This window comes from Halomarina oriensis (assembly GCF_009791395.1).
Classification (GTDB): domain Archaea; phylum Halobacteriota; class Halobacteria; order Halobacteriales; family Haloarculaceae; genus Halomarina; species Halomarina oriensis.
Genome location: NZ_WSZK01000049.1, coordinates 1 through 9,981, shown reverse-complemented (window position 1 = coordinate 9,981; position 9,981 = coordinate 1). Strand labels below are relative to the sequence as shown.

General features: G+C 69.0%; 11 protein-coding genes. 8 read left to right on the top strand and 3 right to left on the bottom strand.

Annotated elements, in window-relative coordinates; translation table 11 throughout:
* Window positions 1-322: 322 nt before the first annotated feature.
* Complete coding sequence (locus tag GQS65_RS21255) at window positions 323-1,666, bottom strand: APC family permease (protein WP_158206624.1); 1,344 nt, start codon at window positions 1,664-1,666, stop codon at window positions 323-325.
* 145 nt (window positions 1,667-1,811) lie between these two features.
* On the opposite strand from GQS65_RS21255, the gene GQS65_RS21250 reads away from it, so the two are divergent.
* The 5 genes from GQS65_RS21250 to GQS65_RS21230 all read left to right on the top strand — a co-directional run bounded on the left by GQS65_RS21250 (window position 1,812) and on the right by GQS65_RS21230 (window position 5,421).
* A complete protein-coding gene (locus GQS65_RS21250; RefSeq protein WP_158206623.1) occupies window positions 1,812-2,534 on the top strand; it encodes a hypothetical protein in 723 nt (240 codons plus the stop codon).
* A gap of 164 nt (window positions 2,535-2,698) precedes the next feature.
* Window positions 2,699-3,232, top strand: coding sequence for an AAA family ATPase (locus GQS65_RS21245; protein ID WP_199268525.1), 534 nt, complete (start codon window positions 2,699-2,701; stop codon window positions 3,230-3,232).
* Window positions 3,229-3,585: a CHY zinc finger protein gene (locus tag GQS65_RS21240; RefSeq protein ID WP_158206622.1), complete on the top strand. Its 357-nt coding sequence runs from the start codon at window positions 3,229-3,231 to the stop codon at window positions 3,583-3,585. Before GQS65_RS21245 ends, GQS65_RS21240 begins: the two co-directional genes overlap by 4 nt.
* A 35-nt stretch (window positions 3,586-3,620) precedes the next feature.
* On the top strand, window positions 3,621-4,196 hold the full coding sequence (locus tag GQS65_RS21235; protein ID WP_158206621.1) for an NUDIX hydrolase: 576 nt from the start codon (window positions 3,621-3,623) through the stop codon (window positions 4,194-4,196).
* Window positions 4,197-4,260: 64 nt separating this feature from the next.
* On the top strand, window positions 4,261-5,421 hold the full coding sequence (locus GQS65_RS21230) for a hypothetical protein (protein ID WP_158206620.1): 1,161 nt from the start codon (window positions 4,261-4,263) through the stop codon (window positions 5,419-5,421).
* Between the two features lie 29 nt (window positions 5,422-5,450).
* Here the strand turns inward: GQS65_RS21230 and GQS65_RS21225 are convergent, their stop codons facing one another.
* Window positions 5,451-5,864, bottom strand: a complete 414-nt coding sequence (locus tag GQS65_RS21225) for a DUF4870 domain-containing protein (RefSeq protein WP_158206619.1) — start codon at window positions 5,862-5,864, stop codon at window positions 5,451-5,453.
* A 131-nt stretch (window positions 5,865-5,995) separates the two neighbouring features.
* On the opposite strand from GQS65_RS21225, the gene GQS65_RS21220 reads away from it, so the two are divergent.
* From GQS65_RS21220 to GQS65_RS21210, 3 genes are all read left to right on the top strand, one after another.
* Complete coding sequence (locus GQS65_RS21220; protein ID WP_158206618.1) at window positions 5,996-6,757, top strand: helix-turn-helix transcriptional regulator; 762 nt, start codon at window positions 5,996-5,998, stop codon at window positions 6,755-6,757.
* A gap of 100 nt (window positions 6,758-6,857) precedes the next feature.
* Window positions 6,858-8,330, top strand: coding sequence for a tRNA guanosine(15) transglycosylase TgtA (gene tgtA, locus GQS65_RS21215; protein WP_158206617.1), 1,473 nt, complete (start codon window positions 6,858-6,860; stop codon window positions 8,328-8,330).
* 176 nt (window positions 8,331-8,506) lie between these two features.
* Window positions 8,507-9,553 (top strand): DUF7544 domain-containing protein, encoded by a 1,047-nt coding sequence (locus GQS65_RS21210; protein WP_158206616.1) that lies wholly within the window; start codon window positions 8,507-8,509, stop codon window positions 9,551-9,553.
* A gap of 16 nt (window positions 9,554-9,569) precedes the next feature.
* Here GQS65_RS21210 and GQS65_RS21205 read toward each other — a convergent pair whose 3' ends face one another.
* Window positions 9,570-9,863 (bottom strand): hypothetical protein, encoded by a 294-nt coding sequence (locus tag GQS65_RS21205; protein WP_158206615.1) that lies wholly within the window; start codon window positions 9,861-9,863, stop codon window positions 9,570-9,572.
* Window positions 9,864-9,981: the final 118 nt, after the last annotated feature.

Genomic DNA, 9,981 nt, shown 5'->3' with positions numbered 1-9,981 from the left:
ACATCCGCGCTGCGCCGGCCCACTATTCGTCCCGCATTTCACGACGCGAGGAGCGCAGCGACGAGCGTCCGAAGTGTGGCGAATCGTAACGAAGCGCAGTTCGAACACGCGAGTCGCAGCACGCGAACGGAGTGAACTGCCCGTCTCGCCCGGTTCGAATCTGCGCCGGCCCATTCTCACCCCACGTTTCGACGCCGACGAGCGGAGCGAGTCGGCCGAGACGCGGGGGCGAATCGCAGTCGTGGTCGTTCCGGCGCTGCCGTTCCTCGCCGGACGGTCACCGGCGGACGTGCGCTCTCTGCTCGGTCGGAACGGGCGGGCGTCAGTCGTCGGCCGTCGTCGCCGGTGGCTGGCCGAACTCGTTCCACTGGAAGTACGCCAGTTCGACGGCGACGGCGACGACGGCGATGCCGACGACGGTGTAGAACACGCTCCGCTGACTGCTGAACAGGTGCCAGAGCATCAGCGGGAGGAACGTCGCCGTCCCGAGGAGACCGATGGCCGGTGGAATCGCCGAGACGTCCGGGTGGTCGCGCTGGGTGAGCGCGAGGTAGCTCATCCCGCCGAAGACGACGATGAACGTCAGGGAGGCGAAGGAGGTGATACCCTGGAGCGACCCGACGACGGTGAACGCCGTCGTCAGCGCACCGAAGACGAGGATGATGCGGGTCGGCAGACCTCCGGCCTCTTCGGGGTCGTTCGGCGTCTCCGCGTCGAGGACGTCCGGGAGCATCCCGTTGGCGATGAGGCGGTCGGAGAACTGCGCGCTGGTGAACAGCGTCGCGTTGATGGCGCTGGCCGTCGAGAACAGCGCCGAGGCGGAGATGATGAAGTGACCCAGCGACCCGCCGAACTGGTCGGCGGCCGTCGCCAGCGCCACCTCGGGATGTCGGGCGATGAGGTCCAGACCGACGAGGCTGGTCGTGACGACGGCGACGCCGATGTAGATGGCGACGGCGGAGGGGATGGAGATGAAGATGGCTTTCGGGTTGGTGTCGCTGTGGTCCTCGATAGTGGCCTGCGAGTAGAGCAGGAGCTGCCAGCCCTGGAACGCGACGAACGACACCGCGGCCGCCATGATGATCGCCGAGGCGGTCGACGCGCCGGCGAAGCTGCTGGCTCCCGTCGTCAGTGCTCCGTTGCCCAGTCCGTAGTAGAGTCCGAGCGCGACGAACCCGAGCAGGACGACGATTTTGACGACGACGAGGACGATCTCGACCCAGTTCGACTCCTCGACGCCGACGACGTTGAGGCCGACGAACGAGAGGACGATGGCCGCCGAGAGGAGCGGTCTGATCGGTATCCCGACGACGGCTTCGACGCCGAGCATGTCGACGGCGTAGCTCCCGAAGGCGTAGCCGTACATCGCCATCGACCCGATGTAGCCCAGCAGCAGCGTCCACCCGGCCATCCCCGCGAGCGTGGAGCTGTCGGCGAACCACTCCAGGTAGGTCGGGGACGCTCCCTCGGGTTCGCTCAACTGGTTGAGCTTGATGTACGAGTAGCCGGCACACATCGCTACGATCCCGGCGAGCAGGAACGAGGCCCACGCGAGGGTTCCCGAGACGTTGACGACGACGCCGAGGACGGCGTAGATGCCGCCGCCTATCATCCCGCCGAGCGCCATCGACACCGCTCCCGTCAACCCCAGTTTACCATCCGACATTGCCGAGTGGTTCATCCGTGTCTCTGAAAGTGACTGGGCTTGCCCACTGTCGGTATCGAAACCGACGGCCGACGCGGGCACCACCACGTTCACTTTCGCCCCGGGGGTCCCACACGGTTATGCCCGTAACCCTCCGAGAGTGGCCATGACCGACCCCGCCGACTACGAGGTGGCCGACGCCGAGGCGGCGGCCACGCGACGGAACGAACTCGTCGCCGCCGTGACCGACCACGCCGGCATCATCGCCCGCGAACTCGCGCTGTTACAGGGCGGCGACTACGGGCAGGCGTCGTTCAAGACGAGCGCCGGCGAGTGGACCGTCAAGTACGAGGCCGGCGACCTGGAGTACCTCCGCTTCGAGACGCGGTCGGGCCGGGAGACGTACGTCGTCTCGACGAAACAGCCGCCGGACGCGGCGGCCCTCGCGGACGCGATGGAGGACTACGGCGCGTTCGTCCGGGCGTTCAACGACCACGTTCGCTCGAAGGTGGGCGTGCTCGACGACGTGCCCGAGGCGTTCCCCGACGTCGTCTCTACCGCCGACGCCGTCGCCGAACGCGACCGGATCGTCGGGCGAATCCGTGAGACGTGTGACGCCATCGCCGACCAACTCCACCGTTACGAGGGTGGGGACTACGGGACGTTCGCCGCCCGTGTCGACGGCAGTCGCTGGGAGTTGAAACGCGAGGCGTCGAGCACCGCCTACCTCCGGGTCGGGGGGTCGGGTGGCGTCTACCTCGTCTCGCAGTACGAACCACCGTCGGCGGAGGCCGTCCGCGACCACGTCGAGGGGTTCACCGGCTTCGTCGAGGCGTTCAACGACCACGTCGAGGAGGTCGAAGCCGACCTCTCGCGTATCACACTCTGAGGCGCTCTACCGCCGTTCTCCGCCGTCACCGAGTGACTGTCTCACGCGGTCGACGGTCCGTTTGCGAAGGTTGAAGCGGGACCCACCGTAGGATACGTTCGACCGACCAATGCGGGGATACGCGAGCATCGGGGTGGCCGTTCGTGGGCCGTGTGGGGGTATCGATGGCTGAGGAGACGATGACACCGACGGCGCGCGCCGACGCGGCGCGCGTCGTGGTCGTCTGTGGACTCCCCGGCGCTGGCAAGACCACCGTCGCCGAACACGCCACCGGACGACTCGACGCGATACGCCTCCGCACCGACGTCATCCGCAAGGAACTGTTCCCGGACCCGGAGTACACCGACGAGGAGTCGGCGGCAGTGTACGACGAACTGTTCGCTCGCACGCGTCGCCGGGTCGCGGACGGCGAACCAGTCGTCCTCGACGCGACGTTCAGCGAGGCGGGCGACCGGACCCGTGCCCAGGCCATCGCGTCCGACCTCGACGTCTCGTTCACGCTCGTCCACGTCACCTGCGACCAGGCCGTCGTCGAGCGCCGTATCCGCGACCGGACCGACGACGCGAGCGATGCCGACGTCCGGGTCCACCGCATGTTCCGCGACCTGTTCGAGCCTATCGAACGCGAACACGTCACCGTCGACAACTCCGGGGACATCGCGTCGACACGTCGGCAGGTCGACCGCCTGCTTCGATGACCGGCCCGCGCTTTCCCGTCCCCGTCCGCGGTGTCGGGGTCGACGACGAGACGCGCTGTCTCCACTACGACTCGCCCCGCGACGTCGTCGCCATGCGCTTTGCCTGCTGTGACGCGTACTTCCCGTGTCACACCTGTCACGACGACCGTACCGACCACGACGCGGAGCGCTGGCCCGCCGACCGGTTCGACGACCCGGCCGTGCTCTGTGGGTCGTGTCGTGAGACGCTGACCGTCGAGCGCTACCTCGACTGCGACCACGAGTGTCCCGAGTGCGGGGTCGCGTTCAACCCCGGTTGTGCCGCCCACCACGACCGGTACTTCGAGGTGGGCGACGACGGACGCCCGCGATAGCGTACTTTTTGCCGCGACCGGCCGTCGTCCCACCCATGAGCGACGTGCCACCGACCGACGAGTCGGCCGCGGACCTCGCGTGGGAGACGCGCGACTCGTGGGTCGGCTACGACTGTCCCGGTTTCGAGATACGCCACGACGAGGTGACCCTGCCCGACGGCACGGAGACGGACTTCGACTACCTCAGCGAACCCCCCGCCGTCGTCGTCCTCCCGTTCACCCCTGACGGGGACGTGGTCTGCATCGAGGAGTGGCGACACGCCGTCGGGCGGGTCAACTTCGGGGTTCCGGTCGGCTCCGTCGAGGACGACGACGTCGACCGCTCGACGGCCGCTCGCCGGGAACTCACGGAGGAGACGGGCTACGCGGCCGACCGCGTCGAACCGCTCGTCACCGTCGAACCGGCCAACGGCATCGCCGACTCGGAGTTCAACGTCTTCGTCGCCCACGACTGCACGCCCGACGGCGACCAGGACCTCGACTTCGACGAGTCCATCCGCCCGACGACGGTCACTTACGCCGACCTGCGGGCGGCGGTGGCGGCCGGCGAGGTTCGGGACGGCCGGACCGTGCTGGCCGTCGCACAGTACGAACTCGTCGGCGGTCGGTGAGTGGCGTCGGACGGTCGCCGTCCGCGCCGCAAGAACTATCGGCTTCTATGAGTTTACCTGTAGCATGCTTCTCGAACGTCCGGTCGACCGCTGGGAGGTGGTCGCGCTGCTCGCGCTGCTCGTCCCGGGACTGGCGCTCGCGGTCGAACTCGGGGGGACGCCCATCTCGGTGTACGACCCGAACGTCGACCCCGGTGCGTTCGTCGCCAACGCCGAGCGACTCGCGGCGACCGGCGACCTCTTTGCGACGCGGGACCCGCCGTTTCGCTACCTCCCGCTCGCGGTGGTCTACGCGCTCGTAGAGCCGACGGCGACGGGTGCCGAGCGCATCGCGTCGACGCTGGCGGCCGTCGCCTGTTTCGTCTGTACGCCGCTGGCGCTCTGGCTGTTCGCCCGCCGAGTGACGGGGCGTGTCGCGGCGCTCGCCGTCGTCGTGGCGTTCGTCCCGATGCGTGCGGTCGGCTACGCGATGCCCGGCTACTACGTGGGTTCGTGGCAACTCGACTACGGCCAGCCGCTGGTGTTCCTCGCACTCCTGACCGCCCACGTCGCGTCGACCGAGAACCGACCACGACCGGCGGTCGTTACCGGCGGCCTCCTCGGCTTGCTGGCGACGGTCCAACTCGGTCTCGCCGCACTCGCCGCGCTGGTCGTCGGCGTCGCGTTCCTCCTCGCCCGAGCGGTTCGGCCGCTAAGCTGGACCGTCGCGGCGGGAGCGGTCGGGTCGCTCCCGCTGCTCGCTCACCTCGCACTGAGCGACGCCGCGACGGGCCACCTCCGGGGGACGGTCTCGAACCGCATCCTCCCGGACGGATCGCTGGTCGTCACCTGGGAACAGGTCCCCGGTGTCGTGTTGGCGTCGGGGACGCTCATCACCGCCGCGTTGCTCGTCGTCGCTGCCGTCGCGTATCGGCGGGGACTCGCACCGGAGAGCACCGTCCTTCGGACGGGAGTGGCCGTCCACGCCGTCGCGTTCGTCGTCCTCAGCGTGACGAACCTCGGCTACCTCCGGTACGTCGTCGACCAGGTCGGCCCGTTCCTCCTCGTCGTCGTCGCCGTCGCCGCACTCGGTCGGACCGCGGCGGCCGACCGGGTCCGGACGACGGTCGACCGCCGAACCACCGAGGAGACGCCAGCCCCACCGGTACTGGCCCTCGGTGCGCTGCTCGCCGTCGCTACGACGGCGGTCCTGTTCCTCGGCGTACCGACCAACCTGCCGACCTGACGGGACGTGCCGGGATGGTCGCTGGTCGCTCAGACGAGTCGGTCGGCGACCCCCGCGGCGATGGGGATTCGCGGGGTCGACCCCTGGTACGCCCGGACGATGAGGTAGACCCACGCGACGAACGACCCCAGCCAGAGCACGAGGCCGACGAGGGTGAACACGAGCGAGAGGAGACTCCAGAGGACGAACCCCGCCGGGTCGACGAACCCGACGCTGAACAGCGCCGTCTGGAACACGGTCAGGACGATGCTCAGTCCCACGAGCAGTACCGAGACGGCCATGCTCTGGGCGGCGTGGAACCGGACGAACTCGTCGTCGGATTCGAGCAGGTAGACGATGAGTCCGGTGACGAGTCCGAGCACGTAGGAGAGCGCGGCGAGGACGTTCGGTTCGAGTCCGGTCTCCGACGATTCGACGGCGGTGGAACGTTCTTGTGTTGCCATGACACACCAAACGAGAGCGGCCTACTATACTCTCCGAGTGAACCGCGTACGGTCGCTGTACCGCGTCTCGTCGCCCGTACCGGTCCGCTCGGGTGACGTACAGTTAAGTGAGTATGATGCTATCGACTCTCATGAACGGCGCCGACCGACTCGTCACGCTCGTCAGACGGGGGCCCGTGCTCGCCGCCCTTCGTGCCGAGGCGCTCGACCGTCGTGACCTCGAAGCACGGCTGGACGTCTCGAAACCGACCGTGCTCCGGGCGACGGGGACGCTCGCCGACTACGGACTGGTCGAACGCGTCGACGGTCGGTTTCGTCTGACGGCGCAGGGGGAGGTCGTCGCGGCCGCGCTCGACCGCTTCGAGCGCGTCGAACGCGCGGCCACACGACTGGGACCGTTTCTCGCGACGACGGACTACGGGGTGGCCGTCGAGCACTTCGCCGACGCCGAGGTGACGACGCGCGTGCCCGGCGACCCGTACCGGCCGGTCAGACGGTTCATGTCGCTCGTGGAGTCGACCGACCGTCTCCGCGGGTTCGACGTGGCGACCATCGCGCCGGGGAACGTCGAGACGCTCTACGAACGCATCGTCGACGGGATGGTGACGGACGTCTGTTACCCCGAGTCGGTCGTCGAGACCATCGTCGAGAGTTCGCCAGACCGCAGTGCCGACGCCGCCAGCAGCGGGAACCTCACGCTCCGGGTCGCCGAGGACCTGCCCTGTGGTCTCGCACTGTTCGACGAACGCGTCGCGCTGGGGGGGTACGACCCCGAGACGGGCGCGCTGGCGGCGTTCGTCGACACGGACGACCCCGACGCCTACGCGTGGGGCGAACGCGAGTTCGAGCGGTTCTGTGCGGACGCGACGGTGGTCGTGGGCGACGCGCCGTGACGACGTCGCAACCGCTCGGTACGTCGACACGGTGACCGATCGCGCCCGGCGCTCGTCGCCGTAACGCAACCCTTAGTGACGCGCTCGGGAACTCGTGAGTATGCGAGACCACTTCGAGGCGCGGACGTTCGACGGCGCGGGACGCGTCGGCGAGTTGCGCGTCCCCCGTGCGGGCGTCACCGTCGAGACGCCCGCGCTGTTGCCGGTCGTCAACCCCCACATCGAGACCGTCACGCCGAACGAACTGGAGACGGAGTTCGGCGCACAGATCCTCATCACGAACGGCTACATCCTCTCACAGAGCGAGGACCTCCGCGAGGAGGCCCTGGAACGTGGCCTCCACGACCTCTACGACTTCTCGGGAGCCATCATGACCGACTCGGGGTCGTTCCAGCTCGCGGAGTACGGCGACATCGACACGGACACCGAGGAGATCCTCCGGTTCCAGCACGACGTGGGCAGCGACATCGGCACGCCCGTCGACATCCCGACGCCGCCGGACGTCTCGCGCGAACGAGCCGAAGCGGAACTCGCCACCACACAGGAGCGACTCGAACTCGCCGAGACGGTCGACGTGGGCGACATGCTCGTCAACGCGCCCGTCCAGGGGTCGACGTACACCGACCTGCGCGAGCAGGCGGGCCGCCACGCCGCAGGCACCGACCTCGACGTGTTCCCCGTCGGTGCGGTGGTGCCGATGCTCAACAGCTACCGCTACGCGGACATGGTGAACGTCGTCGCCGCGGCGAAACGGGGACTGACCACGGACGCGCCGGTCCACCTGTTCGGCGCGGGCCACCCGATGATGTTCGCGCTCGCGGTGGCGATGGGCTGTGACCTGTTCGACTCCGCGGCGTACGCGCTCTACGCCCGCGACGACCGCTACCTCACCGTCCGCGGGACCGAACACCTCGCCGACCTGGAGTACTTCCCGTGTTCCTGTCCGGTCTGTGCCGACCACACGCCCGCGGAGGTCCAGGCGTGTGACGACGCGAGCCGAGAGCGCCTGCTCGCCCGGCACAACCTCCACGTCACGTTCGAGGAGATGCGCCGCGTCAAGCAGGCCGTCCGGACGGGGAACCTGCTCGAACTCGTCGACGTGCGTGCCCGGGGTCACCCGGCGATGCTGGACGGCTACCGCGCACTGCTCGACCACGCCGACCAACTCGAACGGACGGACCCGGTCGGCAAAGACGCGTTCTTCCACGTCTCCGCCGAGAGTTCGCGCCGCCCCGAAGTGTTGCGGCACCACCAGCGCCTCGCCCGTCTCTCGGTTCCCGAGGGGACGGACCTCCTGTGCTCGGAGGGCGAGAAGAACGACGACTTCGACGAGACGTGGCGACTCGCCGCCCCGTTCGGGCCGTACCCACGCCACCTCTCGGATTCGTACCCGCTGACCGCCGAGTTGCCCGAACGACGCTCGCGCGAGGCGTACGAGACGGCCGCCGACGGAGTGGCCGCGCTCGCCGAGGCCAACCCCGAGGTGTCGCTGACCGTCGCCCACTGGCAGTGGCCCGACAGCGCCCTCGCGCGCCTCCCCGACGGCGTCGCGGTTCGGCCGCTCGGGGAGTAGCGAGGTCCCCCGGACGGGACCGTTCCCGTAGCGTCGGGTTTCCGCGAGGCCGACTCCCGGCCGCTCCCTTCCGCACTCGCCGGGCGGCCCCGCAATCCTCTGTCTCCCTCGACCTGCCGACTTTGCAGAACGATCGACACCTCCTAACTAACCGCACGGGCTGGCTACGCGCGTGTATGGTACTCTACGCACTCGACGACCTCGACGACGCCTACGCGGCGACCCGGCGGTTCCTGTTCCCGTTCGACTGGCGACGGTGGCTCGGTCTCGCGTTCGTCGCGTTCTTCGTGGCGAGTTCGACCGGGACGCCCTCGTCGGGGGTCCAGTTCACCGGCGCGGGCGGAGGGACGGACACCGGGACGACCGGCGAGTTCTCACAGGCCGAGTTCGACGCCTTCGTCCAGGCGGTCGAACCGCTGGTACCGCTCGTCGTCGGTGTCGTCGTCGCCACGCTCCTGCTGGCGCTCCTGTTCGCCGTCGTCGGGGCGGTGATGGAGTTCGTCCTCGTCCAGTCGCTCCGCGAGGACCGGGTCGCCGTCCGTGAGTTCTTCGGCCGGTACTGGCGGAAGGGCGTCCGACTGTTCGGCTTCCGTCTCGGACTCGGGTTCCTCGCGTTCCTCGTCGGCGTCCTCGTCTTCGGGCTGACCGTCGGTCCGCTCGTCGTGGGACTGGACCCGGTGGTCCCGCTGGTCGCTCTCGTCGTCCTCGCCCCGCTGTTCGTCCTGTTCGCGCTCGCCGTCGCCGCCGTCGGCGGGTTCACGACGGCGTTCGTCGTCCCCATCATGCTGCTCGAGGACCGGGGGGTACTCTCGGCGTGGCGTCGGCTCTGGCCGACGGTTCGGAGCCAGTGGCGACAGTTCGCCGTCTACGCGCTCGTCGTCACCGTCGTGCTGTTCGCGCTGGGTCTCGTCGCGGGCATCGTCGTCGCCATCCCCGTCGCCCTCGTCGGCGCGGTGCTCGCCCTCGTCCTCGGTGCGGGCTTCTTCGTCGGTGGCGTGACCGCAGGGACCGTCGCGCTGGCGGTCGTCCTCGGCGTCCCGTTCGTGCTGTTCGTCCTGCTCGTCGGCGCGCTGGTACAGGTCCCCGTCCAGACGTACGTGCGCTACCACGCACTGCTGGTGCTCGGTGACGCCGACGAACGGTTCGACCTCATCCCCGACGTGCGCCGGTCCATCCGCGAACCGGGTCAGGGCGGTGTCTCGGGACCGACGAGCGCGGACTGACGCCGCGTTCGCCCGCTCACTCCTCGGGGCCGAAGCGGTAGTCGCCGTAGCCGGGGAACGGCGGGCAGTGGACGGTATGGAAGGGGCCGTCCTCGACCAGTCGCTCGTGAGCGGCCTGCTGGAACGCCTCGACGGCGTCCTCGACGGAGTCGGCGTCGACCGTCACGCGGAACGGTTCGACCTCCTCACCACCGCCGGTAACCACGAGGGTCACGTCGGCTTCCAGCGTGTACTGGGTCGTTCTCTCGCCACCTGCCACGGTGGCGTCGCGGTCGGTCCGGTCGTGCGTGGATGTCTCTGGTGTCGTCATGCGTTGGGGACTGGGCGTCGGACCTGCCACCGACACCGCGCGTCTCACCTCGACCCGTTCCGCGGCACGTATGAGTACTTTCGGTGTGTTAGGACTTCGGAGGACCGTCCAAGATTCG

Coding starts and splice junctions, on each gene's coding strand:
- GQS65_RS21255 (WP_158206624.1), bottom strand. CDS start 1,666: ATGTCGGATGGTAAACTGGGGTTGACGGGAGCGGTGTCGATGGCGCTC.
- GQS65_RS21250 (WP_158206623.1), top strand. CDS start 1,812: ATGACCGACCCCGCCGACTACGAGGTGGCCGACGCCGAGGCGGCGGCC.
- GQS65_RS21245 (WP_199268525.1), top strand. CDS start 2,699: ATGGCTGAGGAGACGATGACACCGACGGCGCGCGCCGACGCGGCGCGC.
- GQS65_RS21240 (WP_158206622.1), top strand. CDS start 3,229: ATGACCGGCCCGCGCTTTCCCGTCCCCGTCCGCGGTGTCGGGGTCGAC.
- GQS65_RS21235 (WP_158206621.1), top strand. CDS start 3,621: ATGAGCGACGTGCCACCGACCGACGAGTCGGCCGCGGACCTCGCGTGG.
- GQS65_RS21230 (WP_158206620.1), top strand. CDS start 4,261: ATGCTTCTCGAACGTCCGGTCGACCGCTGGGAGGTGGTCGCGCTGCTC.
- GQS65_RS21225 (WP_158206619.1), bottom strand. CDS start 5,864: ATGGCAACACAAGAACGTTCCACCGCCGTCGAATCGTCGGAGACCGGA.
- GQS65_RS21220 (WP_158206618.1), top strand. CDS start 5,996: ATGAACGGCGCCGACCGACTCGTCACGCTCGTCAGACGGGGGCCCGTG.
- tgtA (WP_158206617.1), top strand. CDS start 6,858: ATGCGAGACCACTTCGAGGCGCGGACGTTCGACGGCGCGGGACGCGTC.
- GQS65_RS21210 (WP_158206616.1), top strand. CDS start 8,507: ATGGTACTCTACGCACTCGACGACCTCGACGACGCCTACGCGGCGACC.
- GQS65_RS21205 (WP_158206615.1), bottom strand. CDS start 9,863: ATGACGACACCAGAGACATCCACGCACGACCGGACCGACCGCGACGCC.